Source organism: Kitasatospora sp. NPDC004745 (assembly GCF_042873275.1).
GTDB lineage: Bacteria > Actinomycetota > Actinomycetes > Streptomycetales > Streptomycetaceae > Kitasatospora.
On record NZ_JBIALK010000010.1, the window covers coordinates 81,627 to 107,634 of the forward strand.

24 protein-coding genes and 1 pseudogene are annotated in these 26,008 nt (G+C 75.4%); 9 read left to right on the forward strand and 16 right to left on the reverse strand.

What is annotated here, in order from left to right; all coding sequences use genetic code 11:
- The first annotated feature begins 1 nt into the window (after position 1).
- Genes cobO through cpt form a run of 3 tightly spaced genes read left to right on the forward strand, consistent with a single transcriptional unit; the run spans position 2 to position 2,574 of the window.
- A complete protein-coding gene (gene cobO / locus ACFYUY_RS18620; protein WP_360211719.1) occupies positions 2-607 on the forward strand; it encodes a cob(I)yrinic acid a,c-diamide adenosyltransferase in 606 nt (201 codons plus the stop codon).
- A gap of 10 nt (positions 608-617) precedes the next feature.
- Positions 618-2,003 (forward strand): cobyrinate a,c-diamide synthase, encoded by a 1,386-nt coding sequence (locus tag ACFYUY_RS18625; protein ID WP_387901694.1) that lies wholly within the window; start codon positions 618-620, stop codon positions 2,001-2,003.
- Between the two features lie 22 nt (positions 2,004-2,025).
- The gene (cpt, locus tag ACFYUY_RS18630) at positions 2,026-2,574 is read left to right on the forward strand and encodes a chloramphenicol phosphotransferase CPT (protein WP_387901696.1); all 549 of its coding nucleotides are present in this window, start codon (positions 2,026-2,028) and stop codon (positions 2,572-2,574) included.
- Positions 2,575-2,583: 9 nt separating this feature from the next.
- Here cpt and ACFYUY_RS18635 read toward each other — a convergent pair whose 3' ends face one another.
- From ACFYUY_RS18635 to ACFYUY_RS18650, 4 genes are all read right to left on the reverse strand, one after another.
- Positions 2,584-4,233: a serine/threonine-protein kinase gene (locus tag ACFYUY_RS18635; protein WP_387901699.1), complete on the reverse strand. Its 1,650-nt coding sequence runs from the start codon at positions 4,231-4,233 to the stop codon at positions 2,584-2,586.
- A 103-nt stretch (positions 4,234-4,336) separates the two neighbouring features.
- Positions 4,337-4,591: a hypothetical protein gene (locus tag ACFYUY_RS18640; protein ID WP_387901702.1), complete on the reverse strand. Its 255-nt coding sequence runs from the start codon at positions 4,589-4,591 to the stop codon at positions 4,337-4,339.
- Positions 4,592-4,688: 97 nt separating this feature from the next.
- On the reverse strand, positions 4,689-5,150 hold the full coding sequence (locus ACFYUY_RS18645) for a prevent-host-death family protein (protein WP_360211707.1): 462 nt from the start codon (positions 5,148-5,150) through the stop codon (positions 4,689-4,691).
- 89 nt (positions 5,151-5,239) lie between these two features.
- Positions 5,240-5,746, reverse strand: coding sequence for a MarR family transcriptional regulator (locus ACFYUY_RS18650; protein ID WP_360211704.1), 507 nt, complete (start codon positions 5,744-5,746; stop codon positions 5,240-5,242).
- A gap of 130 nt (positions 5,747-5,876) precedes the next feature.
- On the opposite strand from ACFYUY_RS18650, the gene ACFYUY_RS18655 reads away from it, so the two are divergent.
- Together ACFYUY_RS18655 and ACFYUY_RS18660 are read left to right on the forward strand one after the other, a co-directional pair.
- Positions 5,877-6,863, forward strand: coding sequence for an EamA family transporter (locus ACFYUY_RS18655; protein WP_387901705.1), 987 nt, complete (start codon positions 5,877-5,879; stop codon positions 6,861-6,863).
- A 61-nt stretch (positions 6,864-6,924) separates the two neighbouring features.
- On the forward strand, positions 6,925-7,221 hold the full coding sequence (locus ACFYUY_RS18660) for a DUF1330 domain-containing protein (protein ID WP_360211698.1): 297 nt from the start codon (positions 6,925-6,927) through the stop codon (positions 7,219-7,221).
- 108 nt (positions 7,222-7,329) lie between these two features.
- Here ACFYUY_RS18660 and ACFYUY_RS18665 read toward each other — a convergent pair whose 3' ends face one another.
- From ACFYUY_RS18665 to ACFYUY_RS18675, 3 genes are all read right to left on the reverse strand, one after another.
- Entirely contained in the window at positions 7,330-8,292 is a 963-nt protein-coding gene (locus tag ACFYUY_RS18665) for a hypothetical protein (protein ID WP_387901707.1), read from the reverse strand.
- Between the two features lie 66 nt (positions 8,293-8,358).
- Positions 8,359-9,393, reverse strand: a complete 1,035-nt coding sequence (locus ACFYUY_RS18670; protein WP_387901710.1) for a TolB family protein — start codon at positions 9,391-9,393, stop codon at positions 8,359-8,361.
- Positions 9,390-10,856 (reverse strand): MFS transporter, encoded by a 1,467-nt coding sequence (locus ACFYUY_RS18675; RefSeq protein ID WP_387901713.1) that lies wholly within the window; start codon positions 10,854-10,856, stop codon positions 9,390-9,392. Before ACFYUY_RS18675 ends, ACFYUY_RS18670 begins: the two co-directional genes overlap by 4 nt.
- Positions 10,857-11,172: 316 nt before the next feature.
- Here ACFYUY_RS18675 and ACFYUY_RS18680 point away from each other — a divergent pair, with 316 nt between their 5' ends.
- Both ACFYUY_RS18680 and cobC read left to right on the forward strand, forming a co-directional pair.
- The gene (locus ACFYUY_RS18680) at positions 11,173-12,414 is read left to right on the forward strand and encodes a cobalamin biosynthesis protein (protein ID WP_387901716.1); all 1,242 of its coding nucleotides are present in this window, start codon (positions 11,173-11,175) and stop codon (positions 12,412-12,414) included.
- A complete protein-coding gene (gene cobC / locus ACFYUY_RS18685) occupies positions 12,411-13,457 on the forward strand; it encodes an Rv2231c family pyridoxal phosphate-dependent protein CobC (RefSeq protein ID WP_387901719.1) in 1,047 nt (348 codons plus the stop codon). Before ACFYUY_RS18680 ends, cobC begins: the two co-directional genes overlap by 4 nt.
- A gap of 105 nt (positions 13,458-13,562) precedes the next feature.
- On the opposite strand, the gene ACFYUY_RS18690 is transcribed toward cobC, so the two are convergent.
- The 6 genes and pseudogenes from ACFYUY_RS18690 to ACFYUY_RS18715 all read right to left on the reverse strand — a co-directional run bounded on the left by ACFYUY_RS18690 (position 13,563) and on the right by ACFYUY_RS18715 (position 19,458).
- Positions 13,563-14,366 carry an MOSC domain-containing protein gene (locus ACFYUY_RS18690; protein WP_387901722.1) on the reverse strand — a complete coding sequence of 268 codons (804 nt, stop codon included), beginning with the start codon at positions 14,364-14,366 and terminating at the stop codon, positions 13,563-13,565.
- 128 nt (positions 14,367-14,494) lie between these two features.
- Positions 14,495-15,013: pseudogene (locus ACFYUY_RS18695) on the reverse strand (HAD domain-containing protein); the annotation flags it as partial.
- 121 nt (positions 15,014-15,134) lie between these two features.
- Positions 15,135-16,157, reverse strand: coding sequence for a glutamine synthetase GlnII (glnII, locus tag ACFYUY_RS18700; protein ID WP_360211681.1), 1,023 nt, complete (start codon positions 16,155-16,157; stop codon positions 15,135-15,137).
- 198 nt (positions 16,158-16,355) lie between these two features.
- Entirely contained in the window at positions 16,356-17,387 is a 1,032-nt protein-coding gene (locus ACFYUY_RS18705; RefSeq protein WP_387901726.1) for an SCO1860 family LAETG-anchored protein, read from the reverse strand.
- 153 nt (positions 17,388-17,540) lie between these two features.
- The gene (locus tag ACFYUY_RS18710) at positions 17,541-18,218 is read right to left on the reverse strand and encodes a uracil-DNA glycosylase (RefSeq protein ID WP_360211677.1); all 678 of its coding nucleotides are present in this window, start codon (positions 18,216-18,218) and stop codon (positions 17,541-17,543) included.
- Positions 18,219-18,366: 148 nt separating this feature from the next.
- Entirely contained in the window at positions 18,367-19,458 is a 1,092-nt protein-coding gene (locus ACFYUY_RS18715; protein ID WP_360211675.1) for an amidohydrolase family protein, read from the reverse strand.
- A 171-nt stretch (positions 19,459-19,629) separates the two neighbouring features.
- Here ACFYUY_RS18715 and ACFYUY_RS18720 point away from each other — a divergent pair, with 171 nt between their 5' ends.
- Positions 19,630-20,709 (forward strand): pyridoxal-phosphate-dependent aminotransferase family protein, encoded by a 1,080-nt coding sequence (locus ACFYUY_RS18720; RefSeq protein WP_387901729.1) that lies wholly within the window; start codon positions 19,630-19,632, stop codon positions 20,707-20,709.
- Positions 20,710-20,765: 56 nt separating this feature from the next.
- Here the strand turns inward: ACFYUY_RS18720 and ACFYUY_RS18725 are convergent, their stop codons facing one another.
- Complete coding sequence (locus ACFYUY_RS18725; protein ID WP_360218379.1) at positions 20,766-22,406, reverse strand: amino acid permease; 1,641 nt, start codon at positions 22,404-22,406, stop codon at positions 20,766-20,768.
- A gap of 207 nt (positions 22,407-22,613) precedes the next feature.
- The gene (locus ACFYUY_RS18730) at positions 22,614-23,234 is read right to left on the reverse strand and encodes a hypothetical protein (RefSeq protein WP_387901732.1); all 621 of its coding nucleotides are present in this window, start codon (positions 23,232-23,234) and stop codon (positions 22,614-22,616) included.
- Positions 23,235-23,418: 184 nt separating this feature from the next.
- Between ACFYUY_RS18730 and ACFYUY_RS18735 the strand changes: the two genes are divergently transcribed.
- Positions 23,419-24,993: a TauD/TfdA family dioxygenase gene (locus ACFYUY_RS18735; RefSeq protein ID WP_387901735.1), complete on the forward strand. Its 1,575-nt coding sequence runs from the start codon at positions 23,419-23,421 to the stop codon at positions 24,991-24,993.
- A 95-nt stretch (positions 24,994-25,088) separates the two neighbouring features.
- Here the strand turns inward: ACFYUY_RS18735 and ACFYUY_RS18740 are convergent, their stop codons facing one another.
- Positions 25,089-25,931: a GntR family transcriptional regulator gene (locus tag ACFYUY_RS18740; RefSeq protein WP_387901738.1), complete on the reverse strand. Its 843-nt coding sequence runs from the start codon at positions 25,929-25,931 to the stop codon at positions 25,089-25,091.
- Positions 25,932-26,008: the final 77 nt, after the last annotated feature.

Below are 26,008 nucleotides of genomic sequence, written 5' to 3' on the forward strand. Positions count from 1 at the left end.
CATGCCCAAGGGTGTCCCCGAAAGCGTCCCCGACGACGGCCTGACGACCCGTCAGCGCCGTACCCAGCCGATCACCGCCGTGCACACCGGCCCCGGGAAGGGCAAGTCCACGGCCGCCTTCGGCATGGCGCTGCGGGCCTGGAACCAGGGCTGGTCGGTCGGGGTGTTCCAGTTCGTGAAGTCCGCCAAGTGGAAGGTCGGCGAGGAGAACGCACTGCGCGTCCTCGGCGCCTCCGGCGAGGGCGGCACCGTCGACTGGCACAAGATGGGCTCCGGCTGGTCCTGGATCCAGCGCTCCGCCGAGCAGGAGATGACCAGCGAGGAGGCGGCCAAGGAGGGCTGGGAGCAGGTCAAGCGCGACCTCGCCGCCGAGACCTACCGCTTCTACGTGCTGGACGAGTTCACCTACCCGATGCACTGGGGGTGGATCGACCCGGCCGAGGTGGTGGCCGTGCTCGAGGACCGCCCCGGCAGCCAGCACGTCGTCATCACCGGCCGGTACGCACCCGAGGCGCTGACCGGCGCCGCCGACCTGGTCACCGAGATGACCAAGGTGAAGCACCCCATGGACGCCGGCCGCAAGGGCCAGCGCGGTATCGAGTGGTAGCCCCGAGAACGTGAACATCCCCCGCCTCGTCATCGCCGCGCCCTCCTCGGGCGCCGGCAAGACCACCGTCGCCACCGGCCTGATCGCGGCACTCGCCGCGCGCGGGCTGGCGGTGTCCCCGCACAAGGTCGGCCCCGACTACATCGACCCGGGCTACCACGCGCTCGCCGCCGGGCGCCCGGGCCGCAACCTGGACGCCTTCCTCTGCGGGCCGGAACGGGTCGCACCGCTGTTCCTGCACGGCGCGGCCGGGGCGGACGTGGCGGTGGTCGAGGGGGTCATGGGCCTGTTCGACGGGGCGTCCGGGCGCGGCGAGCTGGCCTCCACCGCCCACGTCGCCAAGCTCCTGCGGGCCCCGGTGGTGCTGGTGGTCGACGGCTCCTCGCAGTCCCGCTCGGTGGCCGCGCTGGTGCACGGCTTCGCCTCCTGGGACCCGGAGGTCCGGCTGGCCGGGGTGATCCTCAACCGGGTCGCCTCCGACCGGCACGAGCACCTCCTGCGGGAGGCCCTGGAGGAGGGCTCCGGCGTCCCCGTCCTCGGCGCGCTGCGCCGCTCCGCCGCCGTCGCCACGCCCTCCCGCCACCTCGGGCTGATCCCCGCGGTGGAACGCTCGGCGGAGGCCCTCAAGGCCGTCGCCGACATGGGCGAGCTCGTCGCCTCCTCCGTCGACCTGGACGCGCTGCTCGAACTCGCCCGCACCGCACCCGACCTGGCCGCCGACCCGTGGGACCCGAGCGCCGAGGTCGCACCCGTCCCCGGGGCGCCGCGGATCGCCGTGGCCGGCGGGGCCGCGTTCTCCTTCTCGTACGCCGAGAACGCCGAACTGCTCACCGCCGCGGGCGCGCAGGTCGTCCCGTTCGACCCGCTGCACGCCTCCGCGCTGCCGGAGGGCACCGCCGGCCTGGTCATCGGCGGCGGGTTCCCCGAACTCTACGTGCGGGAGCTCAGCGGGAACGCCGAACTGCGCGGCGCCATCGCCGCGTTCGCCGCGGACGGCGGCCCGATCGCCGCCGAGTGCGCCGGACTGCTCTACCTGGGGCGGGAACTGGACGGCCTGCCGATGTGCGGCGTCCTGGACACCGGCGCCCGGATGACCGAACGCCTCACCCTCGGCTACCGGGAGGCCGTCGCCCTGCACGACTCCCCGCTCGCCCCGGCCGGCACCCGCCTGCGCGGCCACGAGTTCCACCGGACGGTCTGCGAACCGGGCGCCGGCGACCACCCCGCCTGGGGCTGGCACCTGCCCACCGGCCCGCGCACCGAGGGCTTCGCCGGCGGCACCGTGCACGCCTCCTACCTCCACCTGCACTGGGCCGGATCGCCCGCCCTGGCGGCCTCGTTCGCGGCGGCCGCGGCGGCGTTCGACGCCGGGACGGAACGTGACGCCCGCCCCTAGGGAGCGTCCTTAGGATGTGGACATGCACGTGATCGTCCTCAACGGCGGCTCCAGCTCCGGCAAGTCCAGCATCGCCCGGCTCCTCCAGGAACGGCTCCCGGACCCGTGGCTGCACCTCGGCGCGGACACCCTGGTCGACGCGCTGCCGGCCCGGCTGCGGGACGGCGGCGAGGGCATCGGCGGCCTGGCGGACGGCGACGGCACGGTCGGCGTCGGAGCGGCCTTCGCGGCCCTGGACGCCGCCTGGACGCTCGGCGTCGCGGCAATGGCCCGGGCCGGGGCGCGGATCGTGGTGGACGAGGTCTTCCTCGGCGGCGCCGCCTCGCAGCAGCGGTGGCGCGCCGCGCTGGACGGCCTGGACGTGCTCTGGGTCGGCGTGCACTGCGAGCCGGCCGTGGCCGCCGCCCGGGAGGCCTCGCGCGGCGACCGGGTCCCCGGCATGGCGGCCGCCCAGGCCGAGTCCGTCCACCGGGGCGTCTCGTACGACCTGCTCGTGGACACCTCCCGGACCGCACCCGGCGACTGCGCCGGGCTGATCGCCGCACGACTGGCCGCAGCCGCCCAAGCCTGAGGTCGGCCCCTACAGCGCGAGGGTCCGCCAGCCCCGGGTGATCTGCTCGTGGAGGGCCGCCGGATCCGGCGCCGTCGACCGGGCCGCCTCCAGCGCGGCCAGCAGGCCGGTGCCGTCCGCCGGGCGCTCCACCGGGTCGACGGCCAGGGCACGGGTGACGACGGCCGCGAGCGCCGGGTCGAGGGCCTGGACCGCCGCCAGCGCGGCCGGTTCGGGCCCGGTGTCCACGATCCGGCGGATCACCGCCCCCGTGCTGGTCGCCGCGAACGGGCTGGCGCCGTGCGCCGCGCACACCACGCAGCACGCCCAGGCCCACACGTCGGCGGCCGTGCCGACCGGCTCGTCCCCGAACTGCTCCGGCGCCATGTACGTCAGCGTGCCCGGCCCGCCGCCGGTCATCGTCAGCCGGGTGCCGTCCACGATCGCCGCGATGCCGAAGTCGAGCAGCCGCGGGCCGGCCGTGGTCAGCATGATGTTGGCGGGCTTGAGGTCCCGGTGGACGAGCCCGAGCCGGTGCACTCCGGACAGGGCCACCGCCAGCGCCAGCGCGAGGGCGCGCAACGCCTCCGCGGAACGGATCGGCCCCTGCTCGCGCAGGTGGACGTCCAGCGGGCGGCCGTCCAGGAGCTCCATGGCCAGGAAGGGCCGGCCGGCGTCCACCCCGGAGTCGAGCACCCGGGCGGTGTAGGCGCCGGGCACCATCGCCAGCACCTCGGACTCCCGTTGGAAGCGGCGCAACAACTCGGTGTCGGTGAGCAGTTCGAGGTTGATGGTCTTCAGCGCGACCTGCGTGGCGGAGCCCTGGCGCTGCGCCAGGTACACCGTGCCCATGCCGCCGGAGCCGATCCGCCCGAGCAGCTGGTAGCCGCCGATCGTCCGCGGCTCGTGCTGCCCGAGGGGCTGCCCGGCGAAGGGCCGGGCCGGCTGCGCGGGCGCCGCGAACGGCTGGACGGGCGGCTGGGCGGGCTGGGCCACCGGAACGTGCTGCGTCGGGACGTACGGCGGCGGCGGGGTGGCCGCGACCGCGTGGCTCACGGGTGCCGTCGGCGCGGTCGGTGCGGCCGGCGCGGCGGTGTCCGGCCCGGCGACGACCGGCTCGTGCTTCCTGCTGGTGACCGTCGCGCCGATCTGGAACAGCACGACGGCCAGGATCAGCCAGTACGGCAGGACGAACGCGCCGATCACCGCACGGGCGGCGAGCAGGGCCAGGACCCGGAGCCGGGTGGCGCGTGCCGCCCAGACCCGTGCCGGCATGCGGCGGGTCAGCAGGTTGCGCTGGGTCAGGTACCAGAACAGCAACCAGAGCACCAGGGCCGAGACCGCCGGGGCGAGGTACCAGGGCTCCGCCGTGTGCAGCGCCAGGTGCGCCGCCACGCCCAGGTAGCGCGCGTTGTCGGGGTCGATCGGCTCCCGCAGCATCCGCAGGAGGGGCGTTTCGCCGGCGAACAGCAGGACTTCCAGCCCCACCACGCAGACGAGCCCCACGACGGGCGCGGCGATGAACGGCGCCAGACTGGCCGGCGCACCCGCGCCCACGGCGGCCGCCGCCCGCTGCCGCTCCCCCCGCTGGATCCAGACCAGCAGCGGCAGCGACACCACCCGCACCACCAGCAGCACGAGCAGCAGGACCACCGGTACGACGAGGACGACCACGCTCATGCTCTCCCCCTTGGCCGATCGCGCACCCGGAGTATAGGGCTCCCGGGCGACCCCAGACCCACCCCTGTCGACTTCCCGTCAGGCGGCCTGCCCCGGCGGCCGATTACGTGTCGGTGTCCTTCGGGTGCCGGGGCGAGGCGTAGACGAGGTGCACGGTGCGGGCCGCCTCGTCCACCAGGTACCGCATCCGGCCGCCGGCGGTCACCTCGTACTCCCACTGCGGCAGCTCGACACCCCCGAAGACCCGGGTCGCCAGGCGCCCACGGAGGCGGTGCTGCCGATCGGGGTCGGACCTGGCGAGGGGGTTCGCCCGCAGCGCCTCGAAGCAGCGGCGGGTGTTGCCCGGGCCTCGGCGCACAGCTCGCCCCAGCCCTTGGCCGCCTCGCTGGTGCCGAAGCGCAGCCGCCACTCGGCGCCGACCGCCGGCGGTGCGACGTCTTCTCCTCGCTTGGGGCTCACGGCTCGATCACCTCTCCGTGATCGAGGCCGGGCAGGGGGCTGCCGAGCTCGGCGGCCAGGTCGGGATCCGCCAGCACTCTGGCGGTGGCGCGCCATTCCGCTATCACGCGGTGCAGATTGGCGTGCACGTCGAGCTCGACGACGTCGCGCGTGGCGTCGACCAGGTCGACGACGAACTCGCGCACCTCCTGCGCGGACAGGTGCCTGACCCAGGGGAAGACGGCGGGCAGGGCCAGGAGCACGGCCCGCGCGCCCTCGTCGCTGCCGATCAGCGCGGTGAACAGCCGGGCGGTGACGTCCGCCGTCTCCTCGCGCTGACGGTCATGACGCTCCGTGGTGAGGTACAGGTCCTCGCCGTCACGCCGCGTGACGTGCACGCGCTGGGCCCGCGCCACGGTGTCCGCGACGCGCTTGGAGTTCTTCGACAGGTCGGAGAAGGACACGGTGAGGGTCGCCATGCATCGACGCTAGTTCGGAACACGATCCGAAGTCAATCGCGATTGCGGCGCACGGGTGGACGACCCGTGCGCCGCCGCGGAGGGTGCGGCTAGAGGGGCTCGGTGTCGCCGTGGGCGATGAGGAGCTTGCGCAGCAGGGCGTCGAGCCGGGCGCGCTCGGCGGGGTCGAGGGCGGCGAGGATGCGCTCCTCGTTGCGGACGTGGCCGTCCAGGGCGGAGTCGATGAGCTCCTTGCCCGCCGGAGTGAGGCGCACCAGGACGGCGCGGCGGTCGTCCGGGCAGGGGCCGCGCTCGACCAGGCCCTTGGCGGACAGCCGGTCGACCCGGTTGGTGATGGCGCCGGAGGTGACCATCGCAGCCTTGAGCAGGGCGCGGGCGTTGAGTTCGTAGGGCTCGCCGGAGCGGCGGAGGGTGGCCAGGACGTCGAACTCGGAGGAGTCCAGACCGCAGGAGGCGAAGTACTCCCGCAGGGCGCCGTCGACCCGGATGTTGAGGCGTCGCATCCGGCCGATCAGACCGATGGCCTCGGCGTTGAGGTCCGGGCGGGTCCTGGTCCACTGGTCCACGATGTCGTCGACGGTGTCGCGCTGCTGCATGGTCGGCCACCTCCCTGCGGCCCGGGCGGACCGCCGACAACTATCTTAACATTCACATACTTGACGTTCACTCACTTCGGGGCGTAGAACTTATCTCAACGTTCAGATAATCAACGTTGAGGGGGATTCCATGTTCGGGACCCGAGCAGGAGTAGCGGTCACCGCGGCGCTCGCACCGGCGGCCTGGGGCACGACCTACCTGGTGACGACCCAGCTGCTGCCCGACGGCCGGCCGCTGCTGCTCGCCGCCCTGCGCGCCCTGCCGGCCGGGCTGCTCCTGCTGCTGATCGGCCGCAGACTGCCCAAGGGGCGCTGGTGGGGGCGGGCGGCGGTGCTCGGCATGCTGAACATCGGACTCTTCTTCCCGCTCACCTTCGTCGGCGCCTACCGGCTCCCCGGCGGCGTCGCGGCCACCATCGGGGCGATCCAGCCCCTGCTCGTCGCCGGGCTCTCGGCCGGTGTGCTCGGGGTGCGGCCGGGGCGGCGGGCACTGCTCGCCGGGCTGGCCGGCCTCGGCGGCGTCGCCCTGCTGGTGCTGAAGGCCGGCGCCCGGCTGGACGGCGTCGGGATCGCCGCGATGGTCACCGCGATCGCGCTGATGGCCACGGGGACCGTCCTCACCCGGCGCTGGGGCCGCCCCGAGGGTGCCACGCTGCTCGACCTGACGGCCTGGCAGCTGCTGGCCGGCTCGCTCTTCCTGGTACCGCTCGCCGGCCTGGTCGAGGGTGCGCCGCCCGCACTGAGCGCCGCCAACCTGGCCGGCTTCGCCTACCTCGGACTGTTCAGCACCGCCCTCGGGTACGTGCTCTGGTTCCGCGGCATCGAACGGCTGGGTGCCGGGCCGACCTCCTTCCTCGGACTGGTCAACCCGGTGGTCGCGACCGTCGGCGGCCTCGTCGTCCTCGGCCAGACCCTCACCGGATGGCAGCTCCTCGGGCTGCTGCTCGCCCTCGGCGCGATGTTCGCGGGCCAGGCACCGGCCCGGCGGCCGGCCCCCGCGGCACCGGGCGAGGCCGCCGCAGCGACCGGCACCGCCGAACGGGTCACCCCCCGCACGGCCGCCGCGCCCCGCACACCCGCCGTACCCGTCACCCCCGCCGTACCCGCCGCCCGCTGACCCGCCGCCCCACTGACCGACTGACCGACTGACCCGGATCAAGGAACACGAGGAACACACCGTGCACTACGTCGTCATCACCCGCACCGACCTGACCCCCGACGCCGCCCTCGGCCACTACCTCGCCAACGTCGGCGCCACGATGGAGCCCTACCGGGGCCGGCTGCTCGCCTTCGGCGCCCCGGCCCGGCTGGAGGGGGACACCGCGTACACCAGGACCGCGATCCTGGAGTTCCCCACCGAGGCCGACGCCCACGGCTGGTACGGCTCCCCCGCCTACCAGGCCCTCGCGGCCTGGCGCATCGAGACCATGGGACACCCCGTCACCGTCGCGGCCGTCGCCGGCCTGACCGGCTGAGCCGCCCGGCCGGACACCGGACGACCCACCCCCGCGCCACCCCCCTCAGAACAGCCCGAGGCCCCGCCGTTCACCGGCGGGGCCTCGGGCGTGCGGGTGGCGCCGCGCTCAGCCGCTGGCCCGGACGTAGATGTCGGCCGCGCCCGGGGGGCCGCCCGGGATGGTGGCGACGTAGATGCGGCGGGCGGTGGCCGGGGTGCGGGCGGGCGTCGGCCTCGGCCCGGCGGTCGTCGTGGGCGCCGGCGAGGGTGTCACCGTCACTTCGGGGGCGGGGGTGGGTGACGGGTCGGGGGTGGGCGGCACCGGGTCGGCCGTCCCGGCGTCGGGGCCCGTCCGGGGCTCGGTGTCCGTCCGGGGCTCGGAGTCCGGGGCGGCGTCCGGATCCGCGCCCGGATCCGGGTCTCCGGTCGGATCCCCGTCCGGGGCACCCGGATCGGTGTCGGCCGCCAGGAGGCCGGGGGACGCCGCGTCGGCCACCGTGGCCGGGGACGAGCCGGGCGTGACCGTCGCCGCGACCAGCGGGGCCGGCGTGGGCGTGGCCGTGGGCGTCAGGGTCGGCGAGGGCATGGCCGTGGGCGTGGGCGCCGGGGTCGGCGAGGGCGGCGGGACGTCCGCGGCGGTCTCCGGGAGCTCCGGCGCCTCGACCGGCTCGTCGCCGCCGAGGGCCTCGGCGAGGTCGGGCGGCAGCGGGGCCGCGGCGCCGGGGGCGGGGAGGTCGTAGGTGCGCAGGAAGTCGCCGAGGCCGACGCCCCGGCCGGTGACCCGGTAGTGCAGGTAGGCGACGGGGGCGCCGTCCGCGGTGCGCGTGTACACGGCACCGACCGGGACGTAGTACCGGTCGGCGCCCGGGTGCTGGGAGGGGTGGAGGCCGGCGAGCAGTTCGGCGCGGTCGCGGTCCGTCTCGCGGCCGTCCAGCCCGATCGTCAGCGAGTTGACGCCGCGCACGACCAGGGCCGCCGCGACGGAGACGCAGAGCACCAGCCCGACGGCGACGGTGCGCCGCAGGACCGGTCGGCCGTGCAGGACCGGCCAGGAGTCGGTGACCGTCCGCTCCGGTGGGATGCCGTCCACGGTTCTCGTTCCCCCGTTCGATCAGGACGTCATTGTGCTCGACGAGGGACCGTATCCGAGAGTTCCTCAGCCCTGGTAGGCGGGGGCTAGAGCCGCCTCGGTGACCCGCCGCGCGGCGCCGCTCCCGTCGGCGGGGACGGTCCACAGGTCGGCGCCGTAGTCACCGGGCAGGGCGTAGAGCAGGTCGCCCCGGCCGGACCAGACCGCCTGGTCGTCGATGTTGCGCTGCTCGGCGGTGGCGGTCTCGGTCATGGTGGCGAGGTCGAGGACGTAGAGGCGCCAGGGCGCGTCGGCGGAGAGGCCGGGCACGCGCTTCTTGTAGGCGATGCGGGTGCCGTCCGGGGAGAGCGAGGGGCACTCGACGTTCTCGTGCAGGGTGGTGAGGGTGCGGGCGGCGAGGTCGCCGCGGACCAGGTAGGTCCGGCCACCGGTGGCGAGGGTGGCGTAGAAGGCGTCGTCGTCGGCGAAGGTGACGCCCCAGATGTTGACGTCGTGGGCCTGGTACGGCTTGCCGTCCTTGACGACGGCGAACTCCTCGAGGTTCTCCCGCAGGTTCCAGTCGCGGACGTCGACGATGGAGGTGCGGGTGGAGAAGTCGGTCCCCGCGTACGAGTCGCCGCTGACGAAGACCGTCCAGGCGGCGAGGTGGCCGGACGGCGAGACCCGGGAGCGGGTGGGGATGCCGGCGGCCGGGAAGGCGCGGCGCTCGCGCAGGTGGTCGTCGAGGACGACCGCGCGGTAGGTGTCCTCCAGGGCGCCGTGCTGGGCCTGGAGGCAGATGCCGGTGCCGGCGGCGGCGTAGAAGCGCAGGCACCGGACGCCGGAGGCGGTGCGCGGGCCATCGGGCCGGTCCGCGGGGACGGCGGTCAGCTCGTCGCGGTGCGGCCCCCAGGCCATGTTGCGGAAGACGAGTCGTCGCCCGCCCGCGGGATCCCCGAGCGTGACGGTGCCCTCGGTGACGGCGGGGCCGCCGGGCTGGTCCTGGTCGCGGCGGGCGGTGCGGTCGGCCGCGCGGAGGACGGCCCCGGTGCCGACGGCCCCGAGCAGCAGCACGGCGACCAGCAGGACGAGCACTCTGGTCCGGTTCTGGAGTCGGTTCACCTGGGGTCCTCGGGGGCGACGGTCTCGGATGCGGCGGTCTCGGACGGAATCGGAGCGGACGCGGGCGGCGCGGACGTGGTCGGCGTGGACGCGGCCGTCCCGGGCTCGTCGGGCCCCCCGGCCTCGCGCAGCACCGCCGTCGCACCGAGCACGCACAGCGCGAGCGCGCCGGCCGACCAGCCCAGCGCGGCGGTCCCGCCAACCGCGCTCCACAGCGCGCCGAACAGCAGCGAGCAGGCGAACCGGGCCAGCGCCTGCCCGGTGCCGACCAGCGCGAGCCCGGCGCCGCGCTGCTCGGCCGGGACGGCGTCCGCCGCCGCGGCGGCCAGCACCCCGTCGGTGGCGGCGTAGAAGGCGCCGTGCAGCAGCAGCACGCAGACCACCGCGGGCACCCCGCTGACCGGCGAGAACAGCAGCAGCCCGTACGCGAGCAGCAGAAGCGCGTGCCCGGCGAGGAAGAGCCGGCGGCGGCCGATCCGGTCGGCCAGCGCGCCGAGCGGGACGGCGAGCAGCAGGAAGGCCGCGGCGGTGCCGAGCGGCAGCAGCGGGAAGAGGTGGGTGGGGAGGTCGAGCCGCCGCTGGACGAGCAGGTAGAGGAAGGAGTCGCTGACGGTGGTGAGGCCGAGCAGTACGGCGCAGAGGGTGAGCCGGCGGAGCCCGGGCAGGCGCAGCAGGGTGAGGCTGTCGCGCAACGAGGGGGCGGCGGCCGACGGTTCGTCGGCCGGCTGCCGGCCGGGCACGAACAGCAGCAGGATCAGCACGCCCAGGACGGCGATGCAGGCGCTGACCGTGAACACCGCGTCGTAGCCGTGTCGTTCGCCGCCGTCGGCGAGCAGCGGGCCACCGGCCAGCCGCAGCACCAGGAAGGCGGTGAGCGGGCCGAGCAGGGCGCCGGCGGTGTCCATCGCCCGGTGGACGCCGAACGCCCGGCCGCGGTGGGCGGGTTCGGTGGCGAGCGAGATCATCGCGTCCCGGGGGGCGGTGCGCAGGCCCTTGCCGGTGCGGTCGACGGCGATCACGGCGCCGATCAGCGGCACGGTGTGGGCGAGCAGCAGCAGCGGTTTGCAGAGCGCCGACAGCCCGTAGCCGACGGCGGCGACGGCCTTGTGCCGGGCGGCCCCGTCGCGGCCGCGACGGTCGGCGAGGTGGCCGCCCGCGAGCCGGACGAGGGCGCTGAAGCCGTTCTGGATGCCGTCCAGCAGGCCGAAGCCGAGCGGGGAGAGACCGAGGCCGGTGAGCAGGTAGAGCGGCAGCACGGCGCTGACCATCTCGGAGGAGACGTCGGTGACCAGGCTGACGGCGCCGAGGGCGAGGACGGTGCCCGGCACGGCGCGCCAGGCGGCGCCGCGCCGCCCCGGGAGGCCGGGGGCGGCGGCCGGGCCGGGGGCGGGGGCGGGGCCGGGGGCGGGGGCGGGGCCGGGGGCGGCGGGAGCCTTGGAGCTGCGGGAGTCCGCGACGTACACGGGCGTCAGTTCCGGAGGTCGGTGACGACGACGGCGGCGGTGGCCGTGGCGTTGGCGGTACCGGGGGTGCGGAGTCGTGCGAAGGCCATCGGGTCCTCCGTGCGTCGGGGCTGCCTGGCTGGAGCGCCGAGAACAGTAGGATCGCGGCGGTGTCGTGTACGGCACAAGGCAGGTGAAGAACAGACGAACACCTGCCGCCCGCGGGCGGTCGACGTCACAGTCGTCCGGATTGACCCGTTCCGCCCGGGCGTGGTGGGATCACGGGGGCTCGGGCCCGCCCGGCGGATCCTGCCCCCGGGACGAAGGAGTGCGGTACGTGATCGGACTGGTCGCCCTCGGCGCGTCCGGACGCCTGCTGGCCGAGGAGATCCACGCCGCCTGGCCCGACACCACCCGCATCCACCAGGCCCGCGTCTCCGCCTGCTTCGGCCCGACCGAGGCCCTGGCGTACGCCCTGGACCGGCACGACCTGGTGGTCTGCATCGCCCCCGTCGCCGTTACCGTGCGGCTGTACGCGGACGGCCTCCCGCCCGGCCGGCGCCGCCCCGGCCTGGTCAGCCTGGACCTCGACCTGCGGTACGCCGTCCCGCTGACCAGGCGCGACACCGGTGCCGAGGAGCTGGCGGTGGAACTGGCCGCGCTGCTGGGCGTGCGGGCGGTCCTGACCGGCACGCCGGCTCCGGCCGGCGGCGACGCACCCGCCGACGCACCCCCCGCCTCCGGCCTGCGCCAGACCGACCGGCGGCACGGCGACCAGCAGCACGGCGCCCGGCAGCACCGCGACCAGCACCACGGCGACCAGCAGCACGGCGACCGGACCCGCCCGGCCGAGGGCGGGCTCCCGACGCAGCCGCGCAGCCTCGTCGTCGGGGTCGGCGCGGGCGCCCGCGCCGAGCAGACCGAGGTGATCCGGCTTCTGCTGGACGCGCTCCGGGACGCGGGCCTGTCCCGCGGGTCGGTCGCCCGGCTGGCGACGGTGACGGGCAAGGCGGACCACCCGGCGGTGCGCTGGGCGGCGTTCTGCCTCGGCTCCGTCCCCGTGGACGAACACCCGGCGGACGTCCTGGCCACGGTGGCGGTGCCGAACCCCTCCGACCTGGTCGGGGCGGCCGTCGGCACCCCCAGCGTCGCCGAGGCGGCGGCACTGGCCAGCGCGCCCGGCGGTGAACTCGTCGTCGCCAAGCGGAAGTCGGCCCTGGCGACGGTCGCGGTCGCGCGGTCCGCGGTGCGCGGGCGGCTCGCCCTGGTCGGCCTCGGCCCCGGGGAACCGGACCTCCTGGTGCCGCGCGCGGCGGCCGAACTGCGGCGCGCCCACAGCGTCGTGGGCCCCGTCGAGGCCGTCGGAGCAGTCGAGTCGATCGCCGGACTGCTGCGGCCCGGCACCCGGCGGATCACCGCCGGGGACCACGCCCGGACGGCCGTCGACCTCGCCTCGCTCGGACAGGCCGTCGCCCTGGTCGCACTCGGCGACGGCACCGGGCTCGCCGTCCCGCCCGGCCCGTACGACGTCCACCGCGTCCCCGGCCTGCCCGGCCACCCGCAAGGAGACCCCGCGTGACCGCGACCGAACCCGACCTGCGCCACCACGGTGACGCCGAGGTGCGCGCCGACGGGCTCGGCCTGGTCGACCTGGCCGTCAACGTCCGCACCGGCACGCCGCCGGCCTGGCTGCGCGAGCGCCTCGCGGCCACCCTCGGCGACCTCGCCGCCTACCCCGACCAGGGCGCCGCCCGCGCCGCGGTGGCCGCCCGGCACCGGCGGCCGGCGAACGAGGTGCTGCTCACCTCCGGGGCCGCCGAGGCCTTCGTCCTGCTGGCGCGCGTCCTGACGGCACGTCACATCGTCGTGGTGCACCCGCAGTTCACCGAGCCGGAGGCGGCGCTGCGGGACGCCGGGCACCGGGTGCACCGGGTGCTGCTCTCCCCCGGGGACGGGTTCCGGCTGGGCGCCGTGCCCGAGGAGGCCGACCTCGTCGTGCTCGGCAACCCGACCAACCCGACCTCCGTCCTGCACCCCGCCGAGGCCGTCGCCGCCCTCGCCCGGCCCGGGCGCACCCTCGTGGTGGACGAGGCGTTCATGGACACCGTGCCGGGCGAGCGGGAGTCCCTCGCCGCCGCCCGCGGGCTGCCCGGACGGGTCGTCGTCCTGCGCAGCCTCACCAAGACCTGGGGCCTGGCCGGACTGCGGATCGGCTACGTGCTCGGGCCGGCCCCGCTGATCGCCGCGCTCGGCGCCGCCCAGCCGCTCTGGCCGGTCTCCACCCCGGCCCTCGCGGCCGCCGAGGCCTGCAGCACCCCGGCGGCACTGGCCGAGGCGGAGCGGGCCGCCGCCGAACTGGCGCTGTGGCGCGCCCACCTGTGCAAGGGCCTGGCCGCGTTCCCGTCCGTGCGGATGTACGGCGAGCCGGCCGCGTCCTTCGTGCTGGTGCGGCTGCCGGGCGCGGCGGCCGTCCGGGAGCGGCTGCGCGCGCACGGCTTCGCGGTCCGGCGCGGGGACACCTTCCCCGGGCTGGGCGAGGAGTGGCTGCGCATCGCCGTCCGGGACGAGGCCACCACCGACCGCTTCCTGGACGCGCTCGCCGCGGTACTCACCGAGGCCTGAGCCGCCGACCCGGGCCGCTCCCCCGGTCCCGTACCCCGACACCCCGGCACCCCGACACCCCGACGCCCCGACGCCCCGACGCAGCCAGGCTCTCCGCCACCAGCCCTAACCCACCAGCCCTACCGCGTCGCCCGGCCCGATCCGCCCGGGCACCAGCACCTGCGCGTACACCCCGGCGCAGGGCAGCGCGGGCATGCCCTCCAGCGGGACCAGCCGGTTCTGCTCGGCGGGCACCCGCAGGGCCGCCGTGCGGCGGGGCAGCGGGCCGTGCCGCAGGGTGGGGACGGCGCAGCGCGGGGTCGGCACCAGGACGCGCAGCCGCAGCGTCGGGCCGATCGCCAACTCCCGCCCCACCCAGGCGTTCTCGACGTAGCCCTCGCCCTCGACGCGGATCACCAGGTTCGGGCGGTAGCGCTGCGCCTCCCCGCCGGTGCCGGTCGCGGCGAGCGTGGCCGTGGTGATCAGGTGCACGGGGGCGAAGTCGAAGAAGGTGCCCTCCGGCGCGGCACGGCCCAACTCGTTGACGGTGACCTCGACCTCGGCCGCGACGCCGCGCGCCAGCACCTCCTCGGGCACCGCCCGCTCGATCGCCGCGCCGGGCGGCCGGTCGGCGATCAGCACGACCTTGCGGCCGAGCGCCTCGGACAGCTCCGCCTCGTCCACCGGCCGCCCGTCCGGACCGGTGACGGCCACGCCGCCGCCCGCGGTGGCCGTCGCGGTGTAGTCGAGCAGTCCGACCCACCGGCGCGGGTTCTTGGCGCTGGCGACCCGGCCGGTCGCGACGTCCAGCAGGGCGCGGCCGCGGTCCCCGGCCAGGCCGCGCGCGGTCACCTCGACGGACCCGCCGAGCTCCTCCCCCAGCAGCGACTTCACCGGGTAGCGCCGCAGCCGTTCGACCGTCCCGATCACGGGCCGGCCGCCCCTCCGCCGACCGCCCCGTCGCCGTCCACCTCGCCGCGGACCGCCCCGTCACCGCCCACCCCGCCGCCGACCGCCCCGTCACCGCCCACCCCGCCGCCGACCGCCCCGTCACCGGCCGCCCAGTCCCGCAGGGTCGCGAAGTCGCCCGCGCGCAGGCCGATCCGGGGGTTGACGTGGAGGGCGAGCGCCGGACCGGGGTGGTGGGCGGCGATCCACTCGGCGTCCTGCGGGCCGAGTTCGTCGTCCACCCAGACGAAGGGCCGCCCGGCCGCCCAGGCCACCACGTCCCGGGTCTTCCAGTGCAGGCCGTCCGGATCCTCGCCGAAGACCTCCGTCCACCGGATGTAGGGGAGTTCGGGCAGGCCGATCAGGGGGGCTATGTAGGTGTTCGCCTCGTCCATCCAGGTGGTCGCCCAGACCAGTTCGTACGGCAGGGCCAGCAACTCCGGCCCGTGTGCCGGGTTCAGCCAGACCCGCAGCGACCGCACCCGCCGCTCGGACCACGGCGGGCGGCGCGCCAGCCACGACGGGGGCAGCATCCGGTGGGTGTCGTAGCCGTCCGGCCGGCGGGTGGCCGGCGCGGCGTACGGATTGAGCAGTCCGTCCACGTCGAGGAGCAGCAGGGGCCGTGTCATGGGTGAATTGTGTTGCGGCCCCCGGAGGTTCGCCACCAATTTGTCACGGCCGGGGCGGAACGAGGCCGGGCCTCCCCTCGCGTGGAGGGGAGGCCCGGCGGGTTGCTCGGGGAGCGGCGGATCAGACCTGGCCGGCCTTCTCCAGCGCCTCGCAGCAGGTGTTGATCAGGAGGCGGGTGACGACGTAGGGGTCGACGTTCGCGTTCGGGCGGCGGTCCTCGATGTAGCCCTTCTGCTCCACCTCGACCTGCCACGGGATGCGGACCGAGGCGCCGCGGTTGGACACGCCGTAGCTGTAGACGTTCCACGGGGCGGTCTCGTGCTTGCCGGTCAGGCGGGACTGGATGTCGTCGCCGTACTGGCTGACGTGCTCCAGGACCTTCTCCTGCGAGGCGCCGAGCGACTCGCAGGCGGTGATGATGGCCTCGTAGCCCTCGCGCATCGCCTTGGTGGAGAAGTTGGTGTGCGCGCCCGCACCGTTCCAGTCGCCCCTGGCCGGCTTGGCGTCGAGGGTGGCGTCGATGCCGAACTCCTCGGCGGTGCGGTAGAGCAGGTAGCGCGCGATCCACAGGTCGTCGGAGACGGTCAGGGCGTCGACCGGGCCGATCTGGAACTCCCACTGGCCGGGCATGACCTCGGCGTTGATGCCGCAGATCGCCAGGCCGGCGTCGATGCAGCGGTCGAGGTGCAGCTCGACGATCTCGCGGCCGAAGACCTCCTCGGCGCCGACGCCGCAGTAGTAGCCGCCCTGCGGGGCCGGGAAGCCGCCCTCGGGGAAGCCGAGCGGGCGGGAGCCCTTGAAGAAGGTGTACTCCTGCTCGATGCCGAAGATCGACTCCTGCGCGGTGTACTTCTCCTCGACCTCGCGCAGCAGGGCGCGGGTGTTGGACTCGTGCGGGGTGCCGTCCGTCTCCAGGACCTCGCACAGGACGAGGATGTTGTCACCGCCGCGGATCGGGTCCTTGACGACCTTCACCGGCTCCAGCACGCGGTCCGACGCGTGACCCTCCGCCTGGTTGGTGGAGGAGCCGTCGAAGCCCCAGGTGGGGATCTTGTCGGCGTTGGGCAGGACGCGAGTCTTGGAACGGAGCTTCGCGGTCGGCTTGGTGCCGTCGATCCAGATGTACTCGGCCTTGATTGCCACGGCGGTGTACCTCGCATTGCTGGGTGGTGGGTGCCCGCGTAGCGTCGCAAGCCGCCGTTTCCCGGTTGTTCCTCTCGTGTAACGCGCATGTGAACCAACCGTCCGCGTCGGCACGGTTACGGTGCGGGAGTGCCGGGCCCGGCACTCCCGCGGCCCGTGGTGCCACCGGGCGGCGGCCCCGCCGCCCGGCCCGGTCGGTCAGTGCCGGCGGGCGTGCGCGGCGCGCCGGCGCCGGGTGGCCCACAGGGCGCCCGCCCCGCCGGCGACCAGCGCGGCGGCCCCGGCGGCCAGCGGGCCGGTGGCGCTGCCGCCGCCGGTGGTGGCCAGGCCCTCGGCGGGCCTGCCGGTGCTCGCCGGGGCGCTCCGGGGAGCGGCCGCGCCCGTGGTGGTGTCAGCGACCGGCTGGACGGCGGGAGCGGTGGTCGGCCCGGCGGTGACGGGGGCGTCCGTGGTGGGCGCGGCCGTGGCGGTGGGGGTCGGGGTGGCGGGCGGTGCGGTGGGCTTCTCACAGCTCACCGAGGCGACGGTGACCGTGCCGGTGACCTTGGCGACGTTCAGGTTCAACGGGTTCACCTCCACCCGCACCTCCAGCGCGGAGGCGGCGGCGGTGGTCGAGGTGGTGGTCCGCTTGGAGAACTCCACCGAAACGCTGCCGACCAGCGGCACGTCCACCCTGGTCGGGCCGTAGAGGCCGACGGTGACGGGCTTGCCGAGCACCGTCAGCCGGACGGGGGCGACGACGTCGGCGGTCGGCTGCCCGTCGACCGGGCAGGTCGCCTCGGCGCTCATCGCCTCCAGGCCGAGCAGGGCGGTGGCGGGCAGACCGGGGGCGTGCACGTCGGCGTTGACCAGCTTGACGGAGGCGGCGGTGCCCCGGGCGTCGGCCCGCACCACGGAGGTGCCGACGTCGGCCTTGACCAGGGTGACCGGGCCCTGCTGGTCGACGCCGTCCACCGTGGCGGTGAGCATCGAACCGCCGCCGGTGACGGGCCGCGGGGAGGCCGTCCGCTGTGCGGGTGTCTCGACCTTGTTGAGCGCGATGTTCACCGGGACGTCCACGGCCTTGTTCAGCAGGCTGACGTCCAGGTCGAGCTCCGCGGTGACGGCCCGCGCCCTGCCGGGTGACGGGGTGGGCGCGGGCGCCGTCGGGGCGGCCTGGGCGGGCGGGACGGTGAGCAGGGTACAGACTCCGGCGACGGCGACTGCGGAAACGATTCGGCGAGCAGACATGGCGGTACCCCCACAGGGCTGAAAGGATGAGCCGCCAGTCTTCTCAAACGATCCGTCATATGAGTAACACAGAACGCGATTTCACCCGTTGGAGTGAGATCGACGTTCGCGGATGACCGGACTCTGTCAGGACCTGCCCGCCCGGGACACGCCCTACGGCAGCCGCCAGTCCACCGGCTGCGCCCCCTGCCGCGCCAGCAGCTCGTTCGCCCGGCTGAACGGCCGCGACCCGAAGAAGCCGCCACTGGCCGAGTACGGGCTCGGGTGCGCCGACTCGATCGCCGGCACCTCCCCGAGCAGCGGCCGCAGGTTGCGGGCGTCGCGCCCCCACAGGATCGCCACCAGCGGGCCGCCGCGCGCCGTCAGCGCCCGGATCGCCTGCTCGGTGACCTCCTCCCAGCCCTTGCCGCGGTGCGCGGCGGGTTTGCGCGGCGCGGTGGTCAGCGCACGGTTGAGCAGCAGCACGCCCTGCCGCGTCCACGGGGTGAGGTCACCGTTGGACGGCTGCGGGAGGCCGAGGTCGGTGCCGTACTCCTGGAAGATGTTGATCAGGCTCGCCGGGACGGGCCGGACCTCCGGCGCCACCGAGAAGCTCAGCCCCACGGCGTGGCCCGGGGTCGGGTACGGGTCCTGCCCGACGATCAGCACCCGCACGTCGGCGAAGGGCTGCTGGAAGGCCCGCAGCACGTTCGGCCCGGACGGCAGGTAGGTGCGGCCGGCGGCCAGCTCGGCGCGCAGGAAGTCGCCCATGGCGGCGACCCGCCCGGCGACGGGCTCCAGGGCGGTGGCCCAACCGGGCTCGACGATCTCGTTCAGTGGACGCGGTGCCATGACGGCACCCTATCGGCCTACCCCGACAGCGCGTTCAGCGGATGATCATGCCGCGGCCATGACCCGCCGCGGGCGCGGGCGGCGCCGCGGACCCCGGGAGGGCCCGGCCGGTCGCGTCGCACACCCGGCGGCGGTCGTCGGACCCGCCCTACCCGACGGGCCGCCCGCGCAGCACCACCAGCCGCGGGTCGGCGAGCACCCGGACGTCCGCCCTCGGGTCCTCCCCGTACACCACGAGGTCCGCCGGCGCGCCCTCCTCCAGCCCCGGCCTCCCCAGCCACTCCCGGGCGCCCCAACTCGCCGCCGACAGCGCCTCGGCCGGGCTCAGCCCGGCCTTCACCAGCTCCGCCACCTCGTCGGCGACCAGCCCGTGCGCGAGCGAGCCGCCCGCGTCCGTGCCGACGAAGATCGGGACGCCCGCGTCGCGCGCCGCGCCCACGGTGTCGTACCGGCGCTCGTGCAGCCGCCGCATGTGGGCCGCCCAGGCCGGGAACCTGGCCTCGCCGCCCGCCGCCAGGCCCGGGAAGGTCGCGATGTTGACCAGCGTCGGGACGATGGCGACCCCGCGCTCGGCGAAGACCGGGATCAGCTCCTCGGTCAGCCCGGTGGCGTGCTCGACGCAGTCGATGCCGGCCGCCAGCAGGTCCGGCAGCGACTCGGCGGCGAAGCAGTGCGCCGTGACCCGCGCACCCTCCTCGTGCGCCGCCGCAATCGCCTCGACCAGCGCGTCGCCCGGCCAGCAGGCGGCCAGGTCCCCGCGCTCGCGGTCGATCCAGTCGCCGACCAGCTTGACCCAGCCGTCGCCGCGCCGGGCCTCCGCCCGCACGTACGCGGCGAGGTCCCCGGGCTCGATCTCGTGCGCGTAGTTGCGGATGTAGCGGCGGGTGCGGGCGATGTGCCGGCCGGCCCGGATGATCCGCGGCAGGTCCTCGCGCTCGTCGATCCAGCGGGTGTCGGCGGCCGAGCCGGCGTCGCGGATCAGCAGGGTGCCGGCGTCCCGGTCGGTGAGCGCCTGCTTCTCGCTGGTCTCCGCGTCGACGGCGCCGTGCGCGTCCAGGCCGACGTGGCAGTGGGCGTCCACCAGGCCGGGCAGCACCCATCCGGTCACCGTCCGGACGTCCTCGGCGCCGGGCGGGCGGGTGAAGCTCACCCGGCCGTCCACCACCCAGAGTTCGTCCCGGACGTCCTCCGGACCGACCAGCACCCGACCCCGCACGTGCAGCACCGCGCCATCGCTCATGGCCGCACTCTACCGACGGGGGCGTTCCCCGTGACCGGTGCGCATGCGGCAGACTCGTTCCCGTCCCAACCACCCGTGTGAGAGGCCCCGCGACGTGAGCGAGCGCAGCGAGCGATTCATGGAAAGGCGCGCACGGGCGAACGCCCCTGCCGAGCGAAGCGGGGCGGGAGCATGAGCGCCTTCCTCGACCTCCCCCCGCTCGGCGCCGCCGACTTCGCCGCGATCGAGGACAAGGTGGCCGCGCTGCTGCACACCGGCGCCGACGTCATCGTCACCCAGGGCGAGGCCCTGCTGCCGCTGGAGGCGGCGATCCGCGGCGCCGCGCACCCGGGCTCCACCGCGCTCAACATCGTCACCGGCCCGTACGGGCAGACCTTCGGCGGCTGGCTGCGCTCCTGCGGGGCCGAGGTCGTCGACCTCGCCGTCCCCTTCCACGGCGCGGTGAGCGCGCAGCAGGTGGCCGGGGCGCTGGAGGCCCACCCGGAGATCGACTTCGTCTCCCTGGTCCACGCGGAGGCCGCCACCGGCAACACCAACCCGGTCGCGGAGATCGCGGCCGTCGTCCGCGAGCACGGCGCCCTGCTGATGCTGGACGCGGTGGCCTCCGTCGCCGCCGAGCCGCTGCTCACCGACGAGTGGGGCGTCGACCTCTGCGTGATCGGCGGGCAGAAGGCCATGGGCGGCCCCGCCGGGGTCTCCGCGGTCTCGGTGTCCGGGCGCGCCTGGGAGCGGATCGCCGCCAACCCGGCCGCACCGCGCCGCTCCTACCTCTCCCTGCTGGACTGGAAGGAGCGCTGGACGGACGCCGGACGCACCGTGCTCCCGCACGCCCCGGCCCAGTTGGAGATGCTCGCGCTCGGCGCCTGCCTCGACCGCATCGCCGCAGACGGCCTGCCCGCCGTGATCGCCCGCCACCGCGCTGCCTCCGCCGCCACCCGGGCCGGCGTCCGCGCCCTCGGCACCCTCAGCCCGTTCGTCCCGGACGACGCCCACGCCGCCCCCGTCGCCACCACCCTTCGCACCCCGGACGGCGTCGACGCCACCGCCCTCGCCGCCCGGCTCGACCCGGCCCTGCCCCTCCAGCCGGGCGGCGGCGCGCTCGCGGCGTCGATGCTGCGCGTCAACCACTACGGGGCGGCCGCCTCGCTGGACACCGTCCTGGCCTGCCTGACCGCCCTCGCCGCCGCCACCGGCGCCGCGGCGGCCCCCGCCCTCGCCGCCGCCGGGGAGGCCTGGACGGCCGCCGTGTGACGCACGCGCGGCGGCCCCCGGGGAGAGGTCCCCGGGGGCCGCCGCGCCGCGTCGGCTCAGTGCCCGCCCGCGTCCACCACCTCGACGCCGCGGATGTTCCGCTCGATCTCCTCCGCCGGCAGCGCGATCGCCAGCGCCCAGTAGTAGATCACCAGCGAGAACACCACCACGACGAGGATGTCCCACCAGAGCGGCAGGTTGCCCCGGGCGCCCTCGCCGAAGGTGCCCTGCCAGGAGATCAGACCCATGCCGACCAGGTAGACCGGCAGCCACTGCCCCGCCCGGAAGTCCATCCGCGGCGCGTTCGGGACCCCGGTCCGCGCGGCGTACACCGAGTACCCGCCGAGCAGCGCGTAGCCGATGACGATCGCCAGGCCGAGCCGCCACAGGGTGTCCCAGCCCGACCAGTAGATGACCAGGCTGGCCACCACGAAGGCCAGCGGCGAGATGATCGTGCCGCCGGGCAGGTGGTACGAGCGCTCCATCGACGGCAGCCGCTTGCGCAGCACGCCGAAGGCCAGCGGCGCGCCCGCGTACATCAGCACGACGGCCGAGGTGATGAACCCGACCAGCCGCTGCCAGCTCGGGAAGGGCAGGAAGCAGATCACGCCGGCGACCCAGGCGATGATCAGGCCGAGCCAGGGCACCGAGCGCTTGTCGGTGTACTGCAGCGCCTGCGGCGCGTAGCCGTTGCGGCTCAGGCCGTACGTCACCCGGGAGCTGGAGGTGATGTAGACCAGGCCGGTGCCGGCCGGCGAGATGATCGCGTCGATGAAGAGCAGGGTGGCCAGCCAGCCCAGCCCGATCAGCGTCGACAGGCCCGCGAAGGGCCCGCTGATGCCGGGGTAGGTGAGCGTCCCCCAGCCGCCGGCGAAGGTCTCCGGGGGCAGCGCGCCGATGAAGACCACCTGCAGCATGACGTAGACGATCGTGCCGATGACGACCGAGCCGAGGACGGCCCGCGGGATGTCCCGGCGGGGGTTGCGGCTCTCGCCGGCCCACTGGATGGCCTGTTCGAAGCCGAGCAGGGCGAAGATCACCCCGCTGGTGCTGATCGCGGCGAGCACGCCCTTGGCACCCTCCGGCGCGAAGCCGTGCACGCTGAAGTTGGAGCCGTGGAACTCGGTGAACCCGAGCGCGAAGATGGTCAGGACGGGGATGGCGACCTTCCACACCGTGGCCACGCTGTTGGTGTGCGCGAGGAGCCGGACACCGAGGAAGTTGATCGCGACGAAGAGCCCCATCAGCGCGGCCGCGACGACGAAGCCGGTGCCGGTGAGGGTCAGGTTCTCGTTCAGCAGGCCGTCCGCCCAGGACCAGTGCTGGGCGTAGTTGATCATCGCCTGCACCTCGATCGGTGCGATGGTCGCCGCCTGCAGCCAGGTGAACCAGCCGAAGGACATCCCGGCGAAGCCGCCGAAGGCGTAGTGCGGGTAGCGTGCGGTGCCGCCCGCCACGGGGAACAGCCCGCCCAGCTCGGCGTGCACCAGCGCCAGCAGGATGATCGCCAGCGCGCCGACCCCCCACGACACCAGCGCCGCGGGGCCCGCCGCCACCGCGGCCTTCTGCGCCCCGAACAGCCAGCCGGAGCCGATGATCGCCCCGACCGAGGCCCAGAGCAGCCCGATCACGCCGACTTCGCGTTTGAGTCCGGTGTGCCCCGAACCCGTCGGGGCCTCAGTAGTGGGATGAGCCATGGGCCGATCGCCTCTCACGTCAGGGGAATCCACCCCGACAGTGCCGCAGTGGCACGGCTCCCCCGCCGCGAGACGCGCCCCGGGCCCGCCGCCTCACCCGAACGGCCGCGCCGGGCTCGCCGGACGGGCCGGGGAGGGGCCCCGGGAGAGGCCGGGGAAGGCCCGGGGCCGGCCGGCGAGCGGACCCCGGCCCGGCCCGGCCGGATGTTAGGAGGGCACCTCGGCGAGCCGGCGGAACGCGCGGACGCGGCCGGCGAGGGTCTCCGGGTCCACGGTGTCCCCGTGGACGCCGACGGCGAGGGAGGCCGCCATGCTGCCGTCCGCCCAGGCGCAGGCGGTGACCTCGCCCCCCTCGAAGCCGGCCCGGCCGCACTTCATGACGCCGCCGCGGTCGCCCGGGTCGACGTCGTGCAGGTCGGTGAAGGCGAAGCCCTCCTTGCCGAGCCGGGCGACCACTGCGTCGATCTCCGACGAGGGCAGGAAGATGTGCCGCTCGTCGACGGTCACGGAGGCGAACCGGTCCTGGTCGGCGCTCACGTAGCCGGTGTCGGAGGTGCCGGAGCCGGAGCCGAGCCTGGTCCGCTTCTGCCGGGAGTACTCGGGCGAGAGCGGCATCCCGTCGAACTCCTTCGGCGCGCTGTACGCGTACGCGCCCAGGTTCGCGAAGTTGTCGGCGAAGGCGACGCCGAAGCCGCCGGCGCCGAGGACGAGGACGGCCGCGACGGTCAGCCAGAGCCGACGGCGGGAGCGGGGGGCGGCGGGGAGGGGCGGAGCGGCCGGGGTGACGTCCACCAGGGCCTCGGCCGGATTCTGATCTTGATCGAGCACCGGCACATCCGACCAGGTCGGGGCGATGGGCGCAAGGGATTTGGGGACGGTCTCGACGGACAGTTCCCCGGCCGTTCACCCGGCGGGCACGCAGAACTCACCGAAGGGCGGCAGGCTCCAGGCCGACGGGCAAAGTTGGCTATACAACTTTGCCCGCTGGGCCACCGTCGAGGAGGAGACCACCATGTCCGAGCTGCCGCCCTACTGGCTGCGCGACAACTGCCCGTGCACCGAGTGCCGGGACCACCGCAACGGACAGAAGCTGTTCCGGGTCGGCGACCTGCCGGAGGACCTGACCATCGCCGCGAGCAAGGAGATCGGTCCGGACCTCGAGGTGCTCTGGTCGGACGGGCACCGGTCGCGCTACCCGCTGGCCTGGCTCGGGGAGACCGACCACGGCGACGGGCGGACGGAGGAGGGCAAGCGGCTCTGGGCGGCGGCGGACTTCGCCCGCGGCATCCCGGAGGCCGGCTGGGAGGAGTACCTGACCGACCCCGCCGAACGGGCCGCCGTCCTCGCCGCCGTCCGGCACAGCGGGTTCGCCGTGCTGCGCGGGGTGCCCGCGGTGGAGGGACAGGTCCTGCGGGTCGCCGAGAGCTTCGGGTACGTCCGGGTCACCAACTACGGCGAACTGTTCGACGTCCGGGTCGAGCCGGACCCGAACAACCTCGCCTTCACCAGCGCCGCCATCGCCCCGCACACCGACAACCCCTACCGCGACCCGGTGCCGACGCTCCAGCTGCTGCACTGCCTCGAGAACTCGGCGACCGGCGGCGACTCCGGCCTGGTCGACGGGTTCAAGGCGGCCGCCGTGCTGCGCGCGGAGTCACCGGCCGACTTCGCCCTGCTGACCGGCACACCCGTCCCCTTCGTCTTCCGCGACCGCCGCACCGAGCTGCGCGCCGACCGCCCGCTGATCGACGTGGACGCGCTCGGCCGGATCCGCGAGGTGCGCTTCAACAACCGCTCGATCGGCACCCTGCGCGTCGGCGACCGGGAGGCCTTCTACGCCGCGTACCGCCGGTTCGCCGCGATCACCCTGCGCCCCGAGCTGCAGCTCGCCTTCCGGCTCGGCCCCGGCGACTGCCTGGTCTTCGACAACACCCGCCTGCTGCACGCCCGGACGGCCTTCCGGCAGGACGGCCACCGGCACCTCCAGGGCTGCTACGCCGACCTGGACTCGCTCGCCAGCACCCTCGCCGTGCTGCACCGCCGCTCCGCCGCGCTGGACGCGATCGCCGCCCTGTTCGCCGGCGAGGGTGCCGGGGAGTACCTGGGCGAGGAGGTCACCATGGCCGAGCACATGCTGCAGGCCGCCGCCGCGGCGGAGGCGGCCGGCGCGCCGGAGCACCTGGTCGCCGCCGCACTGCTGCACGACCTCGGCCACTTCCGGGGCACCCTGCACGGGCGGGACCTGATGGAGGGGCGGGACAACCGGCACAGCGACACCGGTGCCGACTGGCTGGCCCAGTGGTTCGGCCCGGAGGTGACGGAGCCGGTCCGGCTGCACGTCGCCGCCAAGCGCTACCTGTGCGCGGTCGAGCCGGGCTACCGGGAGCGGCTGTCCGAGGCGTCCGAGTACACCCTCACCGTCCAGGGCGGCCCGATGGACGGCCCGCAGGCCGCCGCCTTCGCCGAACTGCCCGGCGCGGCCGACGCGGTGGCCGTCCGCCGCTGGGACGAGCAGGCGAAGGTGGCCGGCGCCGGGACGCCCGGCTTCGACCACTACCGCCCGCTGCTCGCCGCCCTGATGCGCTGACGCCGGTGCCCGCGACGCACCCGGGTGGCGGTGCGCCCGCACGCTGATGCGCCGGGTGCACGGCCCGACCGCCCGGCCGGAGCCCGGGAGGGGGCTCAGTCCCCTTCCCGGGCGTGCCGCGAGAGCGCCGACGTGGCCAGCGAGTTGTGCACGCTGAAGGCCACCGTCCCGGGCAGGTAGCGGTCCTGGGACCACTCCACCGGCGTGCCGGTCGGGTCCGTGGTGCGCCGCCGCTCGCGCAGCAGCGGGCTGCCGCGCCGGCAGCCCAGCAGCCGGGCGTCCTCGGCGTTGGCGGCCACGATGTCGATGGTGTGGTCGGCGTCGGTGAACAGGATGCCGTGCTCGCGCAGGACCTCGGTGTGCGAGACGACGTCCGGCGGCAGCTCGGCGACGATCTCGCCGACCCGCGGCGGGTAGACCGTCCGCTCGACCATCACCGGCGCGCCGGAGAGGGTCCGCAGGCGGACCGTCACGTACACGTCGGCGCCGGGCTCCAGGCGCAGCTGCTCGCGCTCGGCGGCGTCCGCCGGGCGGCGGACCAGCGAGTCCAGGATGCCGCCGGGCTCCTCGCCCATCGAGTAGGCCCAGTGCGTGAAGCTGAGCAGCTCGGAGAAGCTCTGCACCCGGGCGCCGCCCAGCACCACCCGCCGGGTGCCGCGGCGGGAGGTGACCAGCCCGTCGGAGCGCAGGACGGCGAGCGCCTGGCGGACGGTGCCGCGGGAGACGCCGTACTGCTCGGCGAGGGCGCCCTCGGCGGGCAGGCGCCCGGCCTCGCCGAACGCGCCGGTGGTGATGGCCTCGCGCAGGTCGGCGGCCACCTTCCGGTACAGGGCGCCGGACGCACGGTCCCCGGTCGCGGCGGGCCGCCGCTCGGGGGCGGGGCGCTGCTCGGCCGCGGGGCGCTGCTCGGCCGCGGGGCGCTCGGGCTCAAGTGCCACGTCAGTCAATGTCCCTCCTGGGGCGGTGTCCTGCGCAACCGTGCCGGCGCGGACAGGCCGACCCTATCCGGCTGCGC